The sequence below is a fragment of the Streptomyces sp. NPDC059743 genome (assembly GCF_042732975.1).
Lineage (GTDB): Bacteria > Actinomycetota > Actinomycetes > Streptomycetales > Streptomycetaceae > Streptomyces.
On record NZ_JBHWGS010000016.1, the window covers coordinates 86,618 to 104,613 of the forward strand.

Sequence of the window (17,996 nt, forward strand, 5' to 3'; positions counted from 1 at the left end):
TGAGCAGTGATGACGCCTGGTTATGCTGGCCCCATGACGGAGAGCGCAGGTTCGGTGGAGCGGCTGTGGGACCGGTCCCGGCGTTCGGTCTATGCAGAGATCATCCGGATTGCCATGGACCTGTTCCTCCGCAAGGGGTTCGAGCAGACCACGATTGACGAGATCGTTGCGGCGGCGGGCGTATCCCGGCGTTCGTTTTTCCGCTACTTCGGAACGAAAGAGGACATCGTCCTCGGTGGTCTTGCCGATGAGGGCGCGCGGGTGAGCGCCGAACTTGCCAAGTATCCCGACGAAGAGGATCTCTGGACAGCGCTGCGCTCCGCGATCCTGGCCGTCGGAGACGCGGACGCAGACGAGGAGCGTACGCTCGCGGTCGCACGGATGATGTACGGCAGCCCATCCCTGCGAGCCCGCAGCATCGAGAAGCACCTGCGCTGGCAGGCTGACCTTGTCCCCGAGGTGCGCCGGCGTCTCGGCGCGCCCGAGGAAACCGCCGAACTACGTGCCGCAGCCATCGTGGCATGCATGATCACGTGTCTCGACATCGCCGGCGAAGCCTGGACCCGAGCCGACGCCGACCAGCCCCTCTCCGTCTACTTCACCCAAGCACTCGACGCCGTACGTGATCGATAAGTGGCTCTTGTGATGGATCTGTAGGTTGTCGGCGTGGCATGTCGGGGGCGGACCCCATACGGGACCACCTTTAAGAGAGGCCCAAGGGAGACGGTTCCCGCCTCGCCGTCTCGGAGGGTGCTCAGTCGAGACAGAACTCGTTGCCCTCGATGTCCAGCATCGGGATGCACGCATCGTTGCCGTCGTACAGCGTTTGCACGTGTACCGCGCCAAGCGGGACCAACCGCGCGCATTCGGCCTCAAGTGCGGCGAGGCGCTCTTCACCCACGAGTCCGGTGCCGACCCGCACATCAAGATGCACCCGGTTCTTGGCGGCCTTCCCCTCGGGGACGCGCTGGAAGTACAGCCGCGGGCCCACGCCAGAGGGATCAATGCAGGCGAACCAAGAATCCCGCTGCTCAGGTGGCTGCGAGCCCTTGAAGTCATCCCAGGTGGCGAACCCCTCCGGCGGCGGCGGTACGACGTACCCCAGCACCTCGCACCAGAAACGGGCGAGGCGCTCAGGCTCTGCGCAGTCGAAGGTGACTTGGAACTGCCTGATCGATGACATCGGCGCACCATAGCAGGGCGACTCTGCTGCTCATTTCCCGGTGTGGATCCACATGTTGCCGGGAGGACCGCCCCCGCCAGGCCCTTGACCATCGTTGAACAGCGGACCCGTCAACTCCGCAGCCGGCAACGTCATGACTGCGGCGCCGATGAGAAGGGGAGACCACCGGTCCAGCCGTGGTTCTCCCGCCTCCTCGATAGGATTCCGTCCGGGGCCTGACCGCAGGTGAACCGGGACAACGAGCGCCAATTCAAACGGACTTCGGCCGGTCACGTCGGCGCGGCAGCGCCCGGAACGGTGGCCGGAACACCAAGTAAGGGGAGAGCCAGTCATGCGCGGAGGCAGCATCGCTGTGGTCGGCGGCAGCATCGCGGGGTGTGCCACGGCCTTGGCCGCGTCGCGCGGCGGAGCCGGGAAGATAACCGTCTTCGAGCGGGCCGACGCCCAACTCCGCGACAGGGGAGTGGGAATCGCCCTTCACAGCGACCGGTACGACGAGCTGAGGCACGCCGGCTACGTGGCACCCGAGATGCCCTGGGCGCCACTGACCCGGCGGGTGTGGAGCATGCGCGACGGCGAGGCGGACCACGGCCGGGCCGTCGGCGAGCAGCCGTTTCCCTTCCGCGCCTACAACTGGGGCTCTCTGTGGAGCGAGTTGCGCCGCCGGGTGCCCGAGGAGGTCTCCTACCGGTCCGGCGCGATGGTCACCGGCGTGGAGCCGGACGCCGACGGTGTGACACTGCGGCTCGCGGACGGATACCAGGAGCACTTCGACGTTGTGATCGGGGCCGACGGGTACCGCTCCGTCGTCCGCGAGGCCATGTTCCCGGGTGTCAGCGCGACGTACGCCGGTTATATCGGCTGGCGTGGTACGTCGTCGGACGTCGCCGGCCTCCCCTCGGACGGCTACGACGCGCACAACATCGTCTTCCCCGGCGGCCACTGCATGATCTACCGCATCCCGGACGGCGTCGGCGGGCACCGGCTCAACTGGGTGCTCTACACAACGCCCCCGCAGACCGACGGCCTCCACCCCGACCTGCGGACCCCGACCTCCCTGCCGCCGGGCCGTCTGCACGCGGAGCTCACCGCGTATCTGCGCGCCCTGGTGGCCGACAGCTTCCCGCCGTACTGGGCTCTCAGGGTGCTCCGTACGCCCCCTGAGACCACCTTCATCCAGCCCATCTACGACCTGGAGGTGCCCCATTACACCTCGGGACGGATGGTGCTCGTCGGCGACGCCGCCAGCGTCGCCCGGCCGCACATCGGCGGCGGCAGCGTGAAGGCGCTCCAGGATGCCACCGCCCTGGAGGCCGCCTGGGTGACCGGGAGCAGTTGGCAGGAGGTCCTGGAGAAGTACGACGCCAATCGCTGCGCAGTCGGGGCGGCCATGGTCGCGCTCGCCCGCAGGATGGGCAGCGCGCAGGTCGAGAACACACCGGACTGGTCCGCCATGGGCCAGCCGGAGTTCGATGTGTGGTGGCAGAACCAGAACAAGGGCTCCGACCGGCGCAGCGGCTTCGGCGGCCACAGCATCAAGCCGGACAGGGCCTAGGGCCGGAGCGCGATGAGGGCGGTGCGCGACGAGGGCGGTGACTGGGTATCGGTCACCGCCCTCGCGGCTGGTGCCGCTGGTACCGCTCGCGTCTCAGACGTACCGCTTGCGTCTCAGACCGTCGTCGGCGCGAGTTCGAGTGCGGCGTGCAGAGCGGTGGCATCGGTACGGGCGTCCGCGCCGTCCAGTCGCAGCGTCGCCCGCCCCGAGGTGAGGACCGTGAGCGTATGGGCGCACTCGGCGGCCTGGGCCGGGCTGGGGGACACCAGCATCACGGCGATGCCCTCGTCCGCCAGCGTGGTCACCAGCTCGTAGACCTGCCGGACGAGTACGGGCGCGAGGCCCTCGGTCGGCTCGTCGAGCAGCAGCACGTTCGGCGAGCCGAGCAGCGCGCGGGCCAGTGCCAGCATCTGCTGTTCACCGCCGGACAGATCCGCCCCCCGGTTGCCCCGGCGCTCGCCCAGCCGGGGCAGCAGTTCCAGGACGCGCGCGGGGGTCCACACGCTGGGGCGCGTGGTGTCGCCACGGCGCGGCGGACGGTAGGACAGCCGCAGGTGTTCGGCGACGGTGAGCCCGGCGAACACTCGGCGGCCCTGCGGTACGAGGCCGATCCCGGCGCGGGCGATCCGGTGTGCGGGCTGCCCCGTCACATCCCGGCCGTCGAGCCGTACGCTGCCGGCGCCGGGGCGCATCAGTCCGGCGACGGTGTGGACGAGGGTGGTCTTGCCGGCGCCGTTGTGGCCGACGATGGCGTGGACCGTGCCGGCGGGCACCGACAGGTCGAGATCGTGGAGGACGGTGCCGCCGTGATAGCCCGCGGTCAGGCCGGTGAGTTCGAGCATCGGAGGTCGGTCATCCTCTCGCGTCGGCGGACGGATCGGTGGTTGGGTCGACGGTCGGATCGGCGGACGGGGCGACGGACGGGTCGGCGGTGGATGCGCCGACGTTCTCGATGCCGGGGGCCGGGACGTCGGCCGTGGCCTTGTCCGCCGTCGTGCCGGTGTTGTGGTAGGCGTCGCGGACCTCGGGGTGCGCGAGCACCTCCTGGGTCGGACCGGTGACGAGCACCCGTCCGGCCGCCAGGACGGTTACTGTCGCGGCGAGTTGGGCGACGACCTCGACATGGTGCTCGACCAGGATGATCGCGACGCTCTCCGGCAGGCCCCCGAGGACGCCGAGCAGTCGACCGATGTCGCCGTCGGTCAGCCCGGCCGCCGGCTCGTCCAGGAGCAGCAGACGCGGTTCGCCCGCCAGCGCGGCGGCGAGGTCGAGCATGCGGCGCTGTCCGTGGGAGAGCGTGGAGGCCGGCCGGTGGGCGATGTCCGCGAGGCCGACGGCCTCCAGATGACGGCCCGCGGACTCGGTGTGCAGCCGGTAGCGGGACGGGCTGCGCCAGGCACCGCGGCGCTTCGGGTGGTGCGGCCAGCCGGCCAGTACGACGTTCTCCAGCACTGTCAACTCGGATATCACCGAAGGCTGTTGGAAGCTGCGGGCGATACCGAGACGGCTGCGCTTGGCGGTGGCCGTACGGGTGATGTCCGCGCCGCCCAGGACGATGGTGCCCTGGTCGGGCCGGTCGGTACCCGCGATGAGGTTGAGCAGTGTGGTCTTGCCGGCGCCGTTGGGGCCGATGACGGCGTGCCGGGCGCCCGCGGGGAGCCGCAGGTTGACGTCGTCGACGGCGGTGAGACTGCCGTATCTGCGGGTGAGACGGGTGAGGTCCAGCACCGGGGATGCCGATGCGGCGGTCGGCGTGGGCGTCATGGGGAGACCTTCCCGGCGGGGGTCGGGGTGCGCGCGGAGGTGGATCCGGCCGGGGACTGCTCGTCAGGCCGGGGCCCGTCGGGCGTCGGCCCGCTCCGACCGGATCCGCCGCGCAGGCCGGCCAGACCGTGGGGCAGCAGGTACACGGCGGCGACGAACAGCACGCCGAGCAGCAGCGGCCCGTGGCCGGGCCACGAACTGGCGACCCAGTCCCGGGTGATGACGATGAGGCCGGCGCCCAGCAGAGCGCCGATCACGGACGTGGTACCGCCGATGACAGCCGCCAGCAGCGCGAACGCGGCGATCTCGAAGCCGACGTCAGCGGGGGAGAGGTACTGCTGGACGGTGACCATCAGCGAGCCGCCGACACCGGCCAGCGCGCCGGCGCAGACGTGTGCCACCAGCAGATAGCGCCCCACCGGGTGTCCCGAGGCACGCATCCGCGCCTCGGCGCCCCGGGTGCCGGTCAGCAGCTTCCCGGCCGGGGAGCGCAGCACGAGCAGGGTGACGGTGACGGCCATGACGGCGACGGCGAGCGCGTAGGTGTAGACCTCGCTCTCCTCGGACATCCCCTCCCCGCCCCACAGCGCCTGTGTGGACGGGAAGCCGACGAGGCCGTCGGCGCCGCCGGTGACGGACTTGAACTGGTTGATGACCGCGCCGGTCAGCTCACCGACGGCCAGCGTGATCATCAGCACGGTGGTGCCACGGGCCCGGATCACGGCGGGCCCCGTCACCGCGGAGAAGACCGCGGCCGCGAGCGCCGAGAGGACGATCTGGACCGGGCCCATGGTCCACCCGGCGTCCGCGAGATTCGCGGTGGCGTACGCGCCGACGGCGAACGGCGCGGTCTGCCCGAGAGTGGGCAGTCCCGCGTAGCCGGTGAGGATGGTGACACTGACCGCGAGCAGCCCCAGGGCCAGGGCGGAACCGGCCAGCGAGATGCTGTACGAGTCGAGCATCCCAGGCAACGCGATCAGCACCACGAGCAGCACGAGCAACGGAGCGGCCTGCCGCCACGCGGCCCGGCGCGGAAGCCACCCGATGAGCGCGCCCCCGCCCCTGCCGGGTGACGCCACCGCACCGGCCGAACCACCGGACTCCGTAACGGACTTCGCGTGGTCCGTCCCAGGCGCCGGTCGGGCGTCCCGCCCAGGGCCGGGCGCCGTGGTGCCCCGGCCCGCCCCCGCCCCCGCCCTCGCCGCCCCGCGCGGTCGCAGCCGCGCGGCGAGGTAGCGGAGGAGCCGGGCCACCGGATCCGAGGACGGGCCCTGCGGGCCGTGCGCGGTCGCCGGTTCCGCGAAGCGGGAGCGGAGCACCAGCACCGCCGCCATCGCGGCGAAGAGCAGGTACGGCGCCAGGTCCGGCGCCACCGAGACGCCCAGCGTCTGGACCTCGCCCACGGCGATCGCCGCGAAGAACGTCGCCCAGAGCGAGCGCAGCCCGCCGAGCACGACCACCACGAGGGACAGCATCAGCACGTTCTCGGACGTGCCGGGCCCGGGACCGATGATCGGCGCCCCGAGCACGCCCGCCGCACCGGCCAGCGCACCCGACGCCGCGAGGACGCCGATGTGCACCGCCCGTGGGTTGTGGCCGGTGGCCGCGAGCATCTGCGGATCGTCGGCGGCGGCCCGTACCGCCGCGCCCACGCGGGTCCGGGTCAGCACCCATGTGCCGAACGCGGCGAGCAGCACGGCCATCACGATGAAGCAGAGCCGGTACGCGGGGTACCGGTGGCCCAGCAGCATCACCGAGGAGTCGAGCGCCTCGGGGACGCGTACCGGAAGCTCGTCCGCCCCGAAGAGCTGGATGAGCAGATCACCGCCGACCAGGGCGAGCCCGAAGGTCAGCAGTGCTTGAGCGAGATGCCCACGCCTGGCGAGCGGAACCGTCGCGGCGGACAGCCCCGCTCCGGCGACGCACGCCGCCGCGGTTCCGGCGGCCAGCCCGAGCGCGAGGCCGCCCCAGGTTCCGTCGCTCAACTCGGCCCCCGTGTAGGCGCCGATCGCGTACAGCGTGCCGTGCGAGAGGTTCAGCACGCCCGCGGTGCCGAAGGCGAGACTCAGGCCGGCGGCGACCACGAACAGCAGCAGCCCGTAGGCCGTCCCGTCCACCGCCGGCATGAGATGGGCATCGAGGAGTTCCATGTCAGCCGCCGAGCGTCGCCAGGTCCTGGACCATGACGTTGGCCAGCTGGTTACCGTCCGGCCGCACCTGACGCAGGTACCAGGCCTGTACCGGCGAGTGCGCCTTGTCGCCGAATTCCCAGGCGCCGCGCGGGCTGTCGATCTGGCCCAGGCCCGCGATGGCCTTGTTGATGGTCTGCGGCGTCACGTCACCGTCCTTCGCGGCATCGGCGATCGCCGTGTCCAGCACGGCAGCCGCGTCGTACGACGCCATCGCGTACGTGGTGGGCTGCGTGTCGTGCTTGGCCGTCCAGTCGGCGGCGAATTTACGGTTGGCCGCGTTGTCGAGGTCGGCCGCGTAGTTCAGGACCGAGTAGATGTCCTTCGCCGCGTCGCCCTGCGCCTGGAGCACACTGCCCTCGGTGACGAAGGCCGTGTACAGCGGCAGATCGGCGATGTCGGACTGCGCGTACTGCTTGGCGAAGTCGATCGCGGCCTTGCCTGCGTAGAAGCAGTACACCGCTTTGGCGTCCGTCTTGGCGATCTCGGCGAAGTACGGCATGAAGTTGGTGGTCTTCGGGAACGGCGTCCAGGTGGTCTCGCCGTCCGGGTTGGCGAGTTCACCTCCCACGCGCTTGAACTCGTCGGTGAAACCGCGCAGTTCGTCGTAGCCGCCCTGGTAGTCGGGGCCGATCGCGTAGACCGGTCCGTCGACGTTCTCCTTGACGTACGGGGCGATGGCCTTGCCCGGCTCGTCGGACAGGAAACTCGTCGTCCACACGTACTCGAGGTCCTTGATGACCGGCCGGCCGTTCGACCCCAGGAAGGGGATCTCGGCCTGGTTGACCAGCGGCAGCACCGCGTTGACCGAGCCTCCGCCGACGAGGCCTGTCAGCACGTCGACCTTGTCCTTCTTGACCAGTTTGGTGGCCGCGGGAACGGCGGTCGGCGGGCCGTCTCCCTCGTCCGCCACGATGAGTTCGACCTTGCGTCCACCCAGCTTGTTGCCGTGGGTGTCCAGGTACAGCTCGAAGCCGGCTCGCAGGTCGGTGCCGACCGGCTTGTAGGTGCCGGACAGGGAGGCCACCAGGCCGACCTTCACGGTGTCGTCGCCGGCTCCGCTGTCGCTGCTGCACCCGGTGACGGCCGCCAGACCGAGGGCGAGGGCGGCAGCGCCGGCCGGCCGGAATCTGCGGCGGCGCGAAATGGACACATCGAAGAACATAAGCTCTCTCATCGGTAGGAACGGGCAAAACAGGTTGAGCAGTTGTGAAGCGGGCTTGACATGGGCGACGACCGGAGTGGTGCGGTGGTGCTGGTTGTATGGACGGAGCGGGTGGTGCGGGTGGTGCGGTCGTACGGGAACGGCCCGGCGATCAGTGCGAAAGCTCGGTGCTCGGCTCGCGGACCTGGGGAGACAGTGAGTCGCCGACCTGGTTGATCAGTTCGGACATCATGTAGCTGACCTCACCGATGTCCGCGTCCCTGGTGGTGGTCACCAGCAGCGAGGCACCGCTGGAGACGGCCATCGAGAACATGTAGCCGCCCTCCATCGCCGTGAGGCTGTGCTCGACGGGATCGGTGTTCGTCAACTGTGCGGCGGCGGACAGCAGGTTGACGACGCCGGAGGCGATGGCGGCCAGCCGGTCGGCGTCGTCGCGATCCACACCGGTGTAAGCCAGCGCGAGTCCGTCCACGGACACGGCTATCGCCTGAGTGACTTCCGGGATGCGTCCGGCGAAACCGCTCAGGATCCAGCTCAGGTCGGTGGGGGAGGTCATTTCTTGCTCCGTTCGGTGTCGTCGGCGGTGGCGGAACGTCCGCGCTGGTTGGTGCTCCTGTTGATCCCCTGGGCGTAGGCCGCCAGGACGTCGGAGACTTGCCGGGAGTCCCGGCGGCGGGGTGACGGCCTGGGCGCGGTGGCGCCGGAGCGCTGTTCGGTGCCGTCCCGTTTGCCCAAGGTGGGCCGCTGCTGCTGGGTGTTGCGCTGCCGTACGGGCAGTCCTGAGGAGCTGACTCCGGCAATGCGCGAAACCGGCTCGTCGCGCACGGAACGCCGGGCGGGCGTGTCGCCGCGCTCTCGCTCAAGCGTGCCGGAGCCGGAGCCGGAGTTGGAGCCGGAACTGGAGCTGGAGTCGGAGCCACCGCGGAACCAGTTGCCTCCGGTGGTGCCACCGGAGGGCGTGACGCGGTTGCTTCCGCCCTGCTCCGGGCCCCGCGTCCCGCCGGGCCGCCTGCGCCCGGGCTGTCCGGGCCGTGTGAACGGACGAGGCGCCTCGTAGCGCGTACCGACGCCACGGCTGTCATTGTCACGGTCCTCGCCGAGCGTGCCCTGCGACGGCGGTACGGCCTTCCGAGGAGCCGAGGCCAGCACGTTCATGGGCAATGCCACCTCGGCGATGGTGCCGGGGCCGGACGAGTCGCACAGTTCGACCACGATGCCGTGACGCGCGGCGAGCCGCGCCACCACATGCAGACCCATGGACCGTACGTCTCCGATGCCCGACTGCGGCTCGCGCAGCGCGGCGTTGAAGGCCGCGCGGCGTTCCGCGGTGATGCCCACTCCCTCGTCGACGATCTGTACGACGGCCCGGTCCCACAGCCGCCATACGGCGACCCCGACCTGCTTGTCGGGAGGCGAGAACCGGGTCGCGTTGTCGAGGAGTTCCGCCAGGATGTGCGCCACGTCGTGCACGGCGCGGGCGGCGATGCCGATCTCAGAGTCGATGACGCCGAGCGACACGCGGTCGAAGCGCTCGATCTGCTGGGCCGCGGCCATGATGACGGTGGAGCAGTCGATGTCCTGCGAGCGTACCCGGGCCTGACCGTAACCACCCAGCACCAGAAGGCTGTTGGTGTTGCGTTCCATGCGGATGGCGAGGTGGTCGAGAGCGAAGAGAGTCTTCATCCGCGCGGGGTCGGCCTCGTCGCGCTGCACCATGTCCAGCTCGGACACCATGACGGTGGTCAACTGCGCGCCCCTGCGGGCGACACCGACCAGTGTTTCCGCGAACTGCTCGTGGATGTGGGCCTGTTGAGCGGCCAGACGGACGGCCTCGTGATGGACCGCGTTGAATGCCTCACCGACCTCGCCGATCTCGTCCCCGTCCGTGGTTCCGATCGGGTTGCCGGACCGCTGGGCGACCTGCTCGGGTGTCGCGCCCCTCAGTGCGCCGGGCTGCGACAGTTCGCTCATCACGGCGGGCAGCCCGGTGTGGGCGACCTCGTGCGCGGCGTTGCGGAGATCATGCAGTCGGCGGATCATGACGCGGCCCAGGCGGATGGCCACGACGACGGCGCCGACCAGGGTCAGCACCACCAGAGTGACCTCGCCCGTGGCTGTCCAGATGAGCGTGGCGCGCGCGTCGGAGACCGTCGAGAAGACGGACTCGTCGATCCGTTTCTCCACCGAACGCAGCAGCGTCTGACGGTCATCGGAAGCCTTCTGCCACTCCTTCGGGGTGACCTCGATGTCCTTGCTCGTTCCCGTACGCCCGATCTCGTCCTCAAGTCGTCGGGCCTCCAGCGCCTTTTCGCCGGAGAGAGTGCGCTCCAACCAGGTCCGCCACTGGGCGGGGCCGAGGTCGAACAGGACGCTGATCGACTCGGTGTAGCCCAGCCGGCTGGCGTCGAACGTCCGCTGGGAGGCGGTCGTGAAGCCGCCCGCGGCCTGCGCCCTCGCCACCGTGACCTGCTGCTGGGCCGTGTACTCGGCTGCCTCGGACAAGGCGGCGGCGGCACGGATCCGGTCCGCGATGTCGGCGTCGACACCGTCGGCCTGAGCGATGCCGTCGCGGTAGCCGTTGAGGTCGGCGATCACGATCCGGTAGCCGAAGGCGAGCGCGGAGATGGTGCTGCCGCCCGAGCGCACCTGGGCGCGCAGGGAGGGCATCTCGTCGATGAAGCGCTCGATACGGTCCAGCGCGCCCTGCGCGTTGCCGGGCACCTCGGACAAGGGCTCGATCCGGCTGCGGAACTTGGCGACACTTATGTCGGTCGCGTTGGTACTTTCCTGGAACGTCTCCGCATCTCCCTGCGCGGAGACCAACGCGGTGGCTGCCGCCCGCTCGCGCTGCAACTGGTGGGTCAACTCTCCTGCGGTCGCCGCGACTTCGACCATCGCGGCCAGCCGGTCGGCCTGGAGCGCGTGGCTGGCCGCGGGTGCGAGGGCCAGAGCCGAGAAGGCGACGGCCACGGTGAGAGGCGCGGTGACGAGCAGGGCGAGGCGACGATTGATTTTCACTGAGCGGCTCCATCGCCGGAACCGGTGCTGAGTATCGGTAACACGCAGATACCGGCTGACGGTTGTGGCGGGGTGTCGGTGGGGACGCTGCTATGTCGGTGGGGGCGGTAGGGACAGCGGTACGTCAGTGGGGACTGGTGTGCATCGTGCGCATTGTTGTGGATGAGACGGAGGGGGCCCCAGCGGCGCGGCCCGATCCTAAGCCGTAGCGCGTGGCAACGGAGGCGTGCATCGTTGAAAATTTCGCGCACCTGACAGCGCAGAAACAATCCGATACCGGTCACAGATGCCCGGAGAGCAGTCCCTCCCGAGGTCAATCGGAATGACCGACCAAGCCGAGCGGAAACCGTGAATGACCAGGGCACCGGCCCTTCGCAATGGAGTGGCCGGCAGCAGGCGGAATGCCCAAGTGGCGCTCTGGCATATTCACTTGACGGACCGTCAGATATTCGACTTTCGTTGCGGAAAGGTTAGATCCGTTGATCGACGGCGCCGCTGGACGGGGCATGTCATGCCGTCAGCCGGGGCGGCAGCCAGGCCAGTTGGGCTTCCTCCTGGTAGGTCCCGCCGCCCTCGTGGCCGTTGAACTCGTACACCTCGATCGCCCGGTCCTCGTGCCGGTAGGCGTTGAACGCCGCGAACACCGTCGACGGCGGGCAGATCTGGTCCTCCAGAGCCGCCGTCGGGTGCCACGGCGACCAGGTCCGGCACCAGCCCCGCCACCGCCAGCGTGATCCCGCCGCCCTGGCTGCGCCCGATCGCGGCCGTGCAGGAGGCGTCGGCGAGCGGATGGGAGCGGGCGGCCTCCACCGCGCGGACCGCGTCGGTGAAGACCCGGCGGTAGTAGAACTGCCGCGGGTCCTCGACGCCCCGGGTCAGAAAGCCGGGGAACGCGGACGCGCTGCCCACCGGGTCCGGAGTGTCGCCCCCGCCCCACGCGGCACCCTGCCCGCGGGTGTCCATCACGAAGTGCGCGAAACCGGCCGATGCCCAGAGCAGCCGGGCATGGGGCAGGCCGCGTCCGCCGCCGTAACCGACGAACTCGACCACCACGGGCAGCGGTTCACGGGTCCCCGCCGGCAGGACGAACCAGCCCTTGACCGGGTGGCCGCCGAAGCCGGCGAAGGTCCCGTCGTACACCTCCACGGTCGACGGTCCTTCGGTCGCTTCGGTGGTCGGAGAGGCGGGTGATCATATCCGTACGGTCCGGGCCGTCGCCGAGGAAGAGGCCGGAAGAAGCCTTGACCGATGTCTTGACCGCTGAGTTCCGGAGGTCCACAGTACTCGTTAATGCGCATTACTAATACGCATTAACGATCCGGAGGAACACGGTGGAGGAACCCAGGAAGCGGGCGCGGCCAGGTCGGGCCCCCGCACCCACAGGCCGTACGTCGCGGCCACGCCAGGCCGAGGTCGCCAGGCTCGCCGGGGTCTCGCAGGCCACGGTCTCGCTGGTGCTCGGGGGCCGTAAGCAGGGCGCCACGATCTCCGAGGAGACCCGGCGGAAGGTGCTCGATGCGGTACGCAGCCTCGGCTACGTCCCCGATCCGGCGGCCAGCCGACTGGCCGCCGCGCGCAACAACCTGCTCGGGGTCTTCAGCTTCACTTCCACCTTCCCGACCGACGTGCAGCACTCGTACTATCCGTTCCTCGTCGGCGTCGAGCAGGAAGCAGCTGCGCGCGGTTACGACCTGGTGCTCTTCACCGGCTCCAGCACGGGCGGCGCGGGAGCCGCCGGACCGCACGCCCTGAACCGGGTACGGCTCGCCGACGGCTGCCTCTTCCTCGGCCGCCACGCGCCCGCCGACGAACTGCGGCGCCTGGTCGCCGACGGCTTCCCCGTGGTCCACCTCGGCCGCAGGGACGAACTGGAGGGGCTGGCCTGGGTCGGCGCCGACTACGTCAGCGCCAGCAAGGAGGTCGTCGCACACCTCGCCGGACTCGGCCACCGGCGGATCGTGCTCGTACGCGAGGACGACGAGGCCCCCGCGTCCACCGACCGTGAACACGGCTTCCTCAAAGGGCTGGAGGAGGCCGGGCTGCCCGGCGGTCCTGCCGCCGTCTTCCGCTCCGCCGACCCGGAGCACGACCTCACCGCCGAGCGGCTGCGCGGCTGGCTCGACAACGGCGTCACCGCGTTCGTCGCCGAGGAGACCGACACCGGCGACGCCTGGCGCGCGTTGCACAGCGCCGCGCACTTCGTCGGCATCGACTGCCCGCGCGACGCCTCACTCGCGCTGCTCGGCAGCCCGCCGCCGGACCTGTCCGACGGGCCGGCGCCCACCGGATTCGACATCCCCAGGCCGCAGTTGGGCGCCGCCGCCGTGCGCATGCTCGCCGCGCTGGTGGCGGGCGAGCAGGCCATGGAACCGCTGGTGGCCTGCGCCTTCCGGCCCGGTACGACGGCGGGACCACCACCCGCCCACCACTGACCGCGCACACACCGCACCGGCGCCGAGCGCCGGCCGCACCGGGCACACCGCACCGGCGCCGAGGCACCGGCCGCACCCGCGCACACCGCGCCACGTACACACCGCACCGGCACCAAGGCGCCCACTGCTGACCGCGCACACACCGCACCACGTACACACCGCACTTCAAGGAGACCCGTGACATCCGCACCCGACATCCTCATCGTGGGCTCCGGGCTCGGCGGCGTCGCCGCCGCCCTCGCCGCCTGCCGGGCCGGACGCACCGTCGTTCTCACCGAGGAGACGGACTGGATCGGCGGCCAGCTCACCTCCCAGGCCGTCCCGCCGGACGAGCACCCCTGGGTCGAGCAGTTCGGCACCACCGCCTCGTACCGCACCCTGCGCGAGTCCATCAGGGACCACTACCGCCGCTGGTACCCGCTGCGCTCCGAGGCGCTGGCCCTCACCGGTCTCAACCCGGGCGCCGGGCGCGTCAGCAAGCTCTGCCACGAGCCGCGCGTCGCCCTCGCCGTCCTGGAGGCGATGCTCGCACCGCACCGCTCGTCGGGCCGGCTCACACTCCTGACCGAACACCGCCCGGTCGCCGCCGAGTCGGGCGACGACGACACCGTACGGTCCGTCACACTCACCGACCTGCGGAACGGCAGCCGCGTGACGATCGCGGCCCGTTACGTCATCGACGCGACCGAGACCGGCGAACTGCTCGAACTCGCCGGGGTCGAGCATGCGATCGGCGCCGAGGCGCGGAGCGAGTACGGCGAACCGCACGCCCCCGACGAGGCACAGCCTCTCAACCAGCAAGGCATCACGGTCTGTTTCGCGCTCTCCCACCACGAGGGCGAGGACCACACCATCGAGCGGCCGGCCGACTACGACTTCTGGCGCGCCTACCGGCCGGACTTCTGGCCCGGACCGCTGCTCGGTTTTCTCGCGCCCGACCCTCGTACCCTGGAGGCCGTACCGCGCACCTTCGTCCCCAACCCGGACCTCGACCCGCTCGATGTCACCGCCGACCAGTCCGCCGACGCGGGCGACAAAGAACTCTTCGGCTTCCGCCGGATCCTCGCCCGCAAGCTGCACCGGCCAGGCGCGTTCGACTCCGACATCACCCTGGTCAACTGGCCGCTCAACGACTACTGGCTGAAGCCGCTGATCGGCGCGGGCGAGGAGACGTCGGCCGCCGCGCTCGCCGAGGCACGACAGCTCTCGCTCTCGGTCCTGTACTGGCTCCAGACCGAGGCGCCGCGCGCCGACGGCGGCAAGGGATTTCCCGGACTGCGCCCGCGTCCCGATGTCACCGGCACGCCCGACGGGCTCGCCAAGGCGCCGTACGTACGCGAGTCGCGCCGTATCAAGGCGGTCACCACCGTCACCGAGCACGACGTCGCGATCGACATCGTCGGCCCCTATGGCGGCACCCGCTACCGGGACTCCGTCGGCGTCGGCAACTACCGCATCGACCTGCACCCTTCGACCGGCGGAGACAACTACATCGACATCGGCTCGGTGCCGTTCGAGATCCCGCTCGGCGCGCTGATACCGCGCCGCGTCCGCAATCTGCTGCCCGCCGGAAAGAACATCGGCACCACCCACATCACCAACGGCTGCTACCGGCTCCACCCGGTGGAATGGAACATCGGCGAGGTCGCGGGCGCATTGGCCGCGCACTGCGTCGCCGAGGGCGTCGAACCGCGCCAGGTCCAGGCCGAGGACAAGCGGTTCGACCAATTCGCCCGGCTGCTCGACCGCGAAGGAGTTCAGCGCCACTGGCCCGACGTACGCGGCTACTGACGACACCCAGCAACAACGGGGCGGAACAGCCGGGCAGGAGCAGCTCCACCTGCCCCGCCCGGCCTACCGCCCGCACCATGCCAACTGTGCACAAGGAGGTGCCCAAGCCATGAACACCCACCGCATCCGCGTCGGCATCGACGTGGGCGGAACCTTCACCGACGCCGTGGCGGTAGACGCCACGACCCTGCGACTGCTGGGACAGGTCAAGGTCCCCACCAGTCACCGTCACGAGGACGGCGTCGCCCACGGCATCGTCGAAGCTCTCGACCGTCTGCTGGAACAGACCGGACACGCCCCGGAGGACGTGGCCTTCCTGGCCCACGGCACCACCCAGGCTACCAACGCCCTGCTGGAGGGCGACGTCGCCACCGTCGGTCTGATCGGCGTCGGCGCCGGCCCGAGCGCCGCGTTCACCCGCCGCCTCGCCGCCTTCCAGAAGCTCGAACTCACGCCAGGCAAGCGGCTGCCGCTCGTCTACGCCCATGTCGCCGACCCCGACGACGCATCCGCCGTACGCGCCGCCGTCGACGCGGTCGTCCAGGGCGGTGCCCAGGTCGTCGTCGCCAGCCAGCCGTTCAGCGTCGACCGTCCCGAGGGCGAGGACACGGTCGTCGCGGCGGCCAAGGAGCGCGGCCTGCCGACGACCGCCGCGCACGAGATCACCTCGCTGTACGGGCTTCACAAGCGGACCCGGACCGCCGTCGTCAACGCCGCGATCCTGCCGCGCATGCTCGCCACCGCCGACCTCGTCGACGCCTCCGTCGCCAAGGCGGGCGTCAGCGCGCCGCTGATGGTGATGCGCTGCGACGGCGGAGTGATGTCGCTGGACGAGATGCGGCGCAGACCACTGCTCACCGTGCTGTCAGGACCGGCGGCCGGCGTCGCGGGCGCGCTCATGCAGGAGCGCATCAGCGAGGGCCTGTTCCTGGAGACCGGCGGCACCTCCACCGACATCAGTGTCGTACGGCGCGGCAAGGTCGCCGTCCGGCACGCCACCATGCTCGGCAGGACGTCGTATCTGTCGGCGCTCGACGTCAGGACCGTCGGTGTCGGCGGCGGCTCGATGGTCCGCGTCGGCGGCGGCAAGGTCACCGGCGCCGGACCGCGCAGCGCGCACATAGCGGGCCTGCCGTACGCCTGCTTCGCGACCCTGGACGACCTGCGGGACGCGAAGGTCACCACGATCCGGCCGATGGACGACGACCCGGCCGACTACGCGGTGCTCGACGCCGCCGGCGGACGCTTCGCGATCACCATGACCTGCGCGGCCAACGCGCTGGGCCGGGTCCCCGAAGGAGACTTCGCACACTGCGACCCGGCCGTGGCGAAGGCCGCGATCGCGCCGCTGGCCGCCACGCTCGGCACGGACGTCGCCACGGCGGCGGCCCGCGTCCTGGACGCCGGCACCGACCAGGTGAGGACCGTGGTCGACGCGATGATCCGCGACTACCGGCTGGACAAGGACATCGCCGTACTCGTCGGCGGCGGCGGAGGCGCGGCGGCCGTCACGCCGCATCTCGCGGCCGTCTCCGGCCAGGAGGGCCGCATAGCCCGCCACAACGAGGTCATCAGCCCCATCGGCGTCGCCCTCGCCCTCATCCGCGAACAGGTGGAACGCATCATCCCCGGCGCCGGCCAGGAACAGATCCTCGCCGTACGGGCCGAGGCCGAGGCCGCCGTCGTGGCCCAGGGCGCCGCCGCCGACGGTGTCGAGGTGGAGGTCACCGTCGACCCGCAGACCAGCACCGTGCGGGCCGTCGCGACCGGTGCCACCGAACTGCGCACACAGGACCGCGCCCACCGGGCCGACGACGCCGACCGGCTGCGCGCCGCCGCCGACAGCCTCAAGACCGACCCGGCGTCGGTGCGTGTGCTTGCCGGCACCGCCGCGCACACCGTGTACGGCACCGATGTCCGCCGCCGGTTCCGTCCCGACCGTCACCCGGTGCGCGTCGTGGACGCCGACGGCGTCGTACGGCTCCACGCGCCGGACGCCCGGGTCGAGACCACCACCGTCGGCCGCGCCCCCGAAGTCCTCGCCGGGCTGGTGCGGGAGGCCACGTCGTACGGTGACGGCGGCGTCCGCGCCCCGGCCCTGCGGCTCCTCCTCGGCTCCCGGATCGCCGATCTCTCCGGTGTGCTCGACCCGCAGCCGCTGCTGGCGCTCGCCCGCAGCGAACTGCGCGCACGCGCCGCCGACGAACCGGTCGTCGCCGTTGTGGAGGTGCGCTCATGACGGCCGCCCTGCTCAACCACGCTCTGCTCGACCGCGCTCTGCTCGACCGCGCCACGTCGGCGGCGATCGAGGTACTCGAAGCGAGCGACGACATCGAGTTCGGCGTACGGCTGCTCGCGAACACGCCCACGCACGAAGGCCGCGACCCGGCTCTGCTGCGTCAATGGGCGCGTACCGCCGACGAGTTCGGCGCCGCACTCGCCCCCGTCGCCGCCACGGCCCGTGTCGTTGAGAGCGGCGGCGGACTGGCGAAGGGCCTGCTCGCCCGCTACACCTCCCGGCCCGTCCCGACCGTGGAACTGTTCACCGACACCCTGGCCCTCGCCGACGAACTGATCGACCGGCTCGGCTGGCGCCACTGGTATCCGGCCGGGTCGGTACGGGCGGCGGCGATCGCCCACGAGGCGGTGCACGAACAGCTCCACCACGGACCGGCGAAGACGGCCCTGAAGCGGTCACTCGGCCATGTCGTACTGCGCGCGGGACGCCACCGCCTGTACGGCCATGTCGCGGGCGCCGACGAGATCGCCGCCCACTCCTACGCCCGCACCGTGTGCGGCCTCGGCCGCAGCCCGCTCATGCTGACGGCCGCCCTGGCCACCGCCGCCGAAGCGGCCGAACCGCCGCACGGATCCCCGCACGGAAGAAAGAAGTAACGCC

The 17,996-nt window shown here is 70.9% G+C and carries 13 protein-coding genes and 1 pseudogene; 6 read left to right on the top strand and 8 right to left on the bottom strand.

Annotated features, from left to right (window positions below; all coding sequences use genetic code 11):
* Positions 1 to 33 precede the first annotated feature (33 nt).
* On the top strand, positions 34 to 633 hold the full coding sequence (locus ACFV6H_RS27145) for a TetR/AcrR family transcriptional regulator (RefSeq protein ID WP_384975459.1): 600 nt from the start codon (positions 34 to 36) through the stop codon (positions 631 to 633).
* A 121-nt stretch (positions 634 to 754) separates the two neighbouring features.
* Here ACFV6H_RS27145 and ACFV6H_RS27150 read toward each other — a convergent pair whose 3' ends face one another.
* On the bottom strand, positions 755 to 1,183 hold the full coding sequence (locus ACFV6H_RS27150) for a VOC family protein (protein WP_384975458.1): 429 nt from the start codon (positions 1,181 to 1,183) through the stop codon (positions 755 to 757).
* Between the two features lie 331 nt (positions 1,184 to 1,514).
* On the opposite strand from ACFV6H_RS27150, the gene ACFV6H_RS27155 reads away from it, so the two are divergent.
* Positions 1,515 to 2,738, top strand: coding sequence for an FAD-dependent monooxygenase (locus ACFV6H_RS27155; RefSeq protein ID WP_385546929.1), 1,224 nt, complete (start codon positions 1,515 to 1,517; stop codon positions 2,736 to 2,738).
* A gap of 113 nt (positions 2,739 to 2,851) precedes the next feature.
* Here the strand turns inward: ACFV6H_RS27155 and ACFV6H_RS27160 are convergent, their stop codons facing one another.
* From ACFV6H_RS27160 to ACFV6H_RS27190, 7 genes and pseudogenes are all read right to left on the bottom strand, one after another.
* Positions 2,852 to 3,580, bottom strand: a complete 729-nt coding sequence (locus ACFV6H_RS27160) for an ABC transporter ATP-binding protein (protein WP_385546932.1) — start codon at positions 3,578 to 3,580, stop codon at positions 2,852 to 2,854.
* Between the two features lie 10 nt (positions 3,581 to 3,590).
* Positions 3,591 to 4,502 carry an ABC transporter ATP-binding protein gene (locus tag ACFV6H_RS27165; RefSeq protein ID WP_385546935.1) on the bottom strand — a complete coding sequence of 304 codons (912 nt, stop codon included), beginning with the start codon at positions 4,500 to 4,502 and terminating at the stop codon, positions 3,591 to 3,593.
* Positions 4,499 to 6,652, bottom strand: a complete 2,154-nt coding sequence (locus tag ACFV6H_RS27170) for a branched-chain amino acid ABC transporter permease (protein ID WP_385546938.1) — start codon at positions 6,650 to 6,652, stop codon at positions 4,499 to 4,501. The genes ACFV6H_RS27165 and ACFV6H_RS27170 overlap by 4 nt, the downstream gene beginning before the upstream one ends.
* A 1-nt stretch (position 6,653) precedes the next feature.
* A complete protein-coding gene (locus tag ACFV6H_RS27175) occupies positions 6,654 to 7,856 on the bottom strand; it encodes an ABC transporter substrate-binding protein (protein ID WP_385547247.1) in 1,203 nt (400 codons plus the stop codon).
* A gap of 151 nt (positions 7,857 to 8,007) precedes the next feature.
* The gene (locus ACFV6H_RS27180) at positions 8,008 to 8,412 is read right to left on the bottom strand and encodes a roadblock/LC7 domain-containing protein (RefSeq protein WP_384792438.1); all 405 of its coding nucleotides are present in this window, start codon (positions 8,410 to 8,412) and stop codon (positions 8,008 to 8,010) included.
* Positions 8,409 to 10,874 (bottom strand): nitrate- and nitrite sensing domain-containing protein, encoded by a 2,466-nt coding sequence (locus tag ACFV6H_RS27185; RefSeq protein WP_385546941.1) that lies wholly within the window; start codon positions 10,872 to 10,874, stop codon positions 8,409 to 8,411. Before ACFV6H_RS27185 ends, ACFV6H_RS27180 begins: the two co-directional genes overlap by 4 nt.
* A gap of 509 nt (positions 10,875 to 11,383) precedes the next feature.
* Positions 11,384 to 12,032 (bottom strand): annotated as a pseudogene (locus tag ACFV6H_RS27190) (acetylxylan esterase); the annotation flags it as partial.
* A gap of 173 nt (positions 12,033 to 12,205) precedes the next feature.
* Here ACFV6H_RS27190 and ACFV6H_RS27195 point away from each other — a divergent pair.
* The 4 genes from ACFV6H_RS27195 (at position 12,206) to ACFV6H_RS27210 (ending at position 17,992) form a co-directional block, all read left to right on the top strand.
* Complete coding sequence (locus tag ACFV6H_RS27195) at positions 12,206 to 13,306, top strand: LacI family DNA-binding transcriptional regulator (protein WP_385546945.1); 1,101 nt, start codon at positions 12,206 to 12,208, stop codon at positions 13,304 to 13,306.
* 177 nt (positions 13,307 to 13,483) lie between these two features.
* A complete protein-coding gene (locus ACFV6H_RS27200; protein WP_385546948.1) occupies positions 13,484 to 15,097 on the top strand; it encodes an FAD-dependent oxidoreductase in 1,614 nt (537 codons plus the stop codon).
* Between the two features lie 109 nt (positions 15,098 to 15,206).
* Positions 15,207 to 17,336 carry a hydantoinase/oxoprolinase family protein gene (locus tag ACFV6H_RS27205; RefSeq protein WP_385546951.1) on the top strand — a complete coding sequence of 710 codons (2,130 nt, stop codon included), beginning with the start codon at positions 15,207 to 15,209 and terminating at the stop codon, positions 17,334 to 17,336.
* On the top strand, positions 17,333 to 17,992 hold the full coding sequence (locus tag ACFV6H_RS27210) for a hypothetical protein (protein ID WP_385546954.1): 660 nt from the start codon (positions 17,333 to 17,335) through the stop codon (positions 17,990 to 17,992). Before ACFV6H_RS27205 ends, ACFV6H_RS27210 begins: the two co-directional genes overlap by 4 nt.
* Positions 17,993 to 17,996: the final 4 nt, after the last annotated feature.